We start from the raw sequence: 864 nt of genomic DNA on the forward strand, positions 1-864 counted from the left end.
GACCGGGGTCGGGCGCGGTGGGTGGCGGGCGGGAGTTGCGGGCGGACTGTTCGCGCTGCGCCGGGGTCTGCTGCGTCGCGCCCGCGTTCACCGCGTCGGCCGACTTCGCCGTCGACAAGCCCGCCGGGCGGCCCTGCCCGAACCTGGGCGCCGACTTCCGCTGCGGCATCCACACCGAGCTGCGGCAACGCGGCTTCCCCGGATGCACCGTGTTCGACTGCTTCGGCGCCGGTCAGCACCTCACCCAGAACACGTTCGCCGGCCGCGACTGGCGCGCCGACCCGGCCACCGCGCAACGGATGTTCGACAGCTTCGCGGTGCTGCGGCCACTGCACGAGCTGCTCTGGTACCTGACCGAGGCGGTACGCCTCACCCCCGCCGGACCGCTGCGCGACGAGCTGACCGCCGCGCTCGACGAGACCGGCCGGCTCACCGACGGCACCCCCGAGGAACTGCTCGCCCTCGACGTCGACGCGCACCGGGACCGCGCCAACCGCCTGCTGTCCCGCGCCGCCGAACAGGCCCGCGCCGGGAAGCCCGGGCCGGACCGCCGGGGCGCGATGCTGATCGGGGTGGACCTGCGCCGTACCCCGCTGGCCGGGGCGAACCTGCGCGGCGCCTGCCTGATCGGCGCCGACCTGCGGGGCGTACGCCTCGGCGCCGCCGACCTGACCGGCGCGGACCTACGCGGAGCCGACCTGCGCGGCGCGGACCTGGGCGAGTGCCTGTTCACGCACCAGTCGCAGCTCGACGCCGCGCGCGGCGACCACCGAACGGTGCTGCCGCCAGGGCTACGCCGCCCGGCCCACTGGTCGCTGACGCTGACCCCGACGCGTCCCCGCCCGCGCCAGCGCCGCCGCTAAC

Annotated in this window: 1 protein-coding gene; it reads left to right on the forward strand. The window is 76.6% G+C overall.

Annotated elements, in window-relative coordinates:
• The first annotated feature begins 17 nt into the window (after positions 1-17).
• Positions 18-863 (forward strand): pentapeptide repeat-containing protein, encoded by an 846-nt coding sequence (locus tag EAD96_RS17265; protein WP_121685048.1) that lies wholly within the window; start codon positions 18-20, stop codon positions 861-863.
• The last annotated feature ends 1 nt before the right edge of the window (position 864 follow it).

It is taken from the genome of Micromonospora sp. BL1, assembly GCF_003667485.1.
In the GTDB taxonomy this organism is placed as follows: Bacteria; Actinomycetota; Actinomycetes; order Mycobacteriales; family Micromonosporaceae; genus Micromonospora; species Micromonospora tulbaghiae.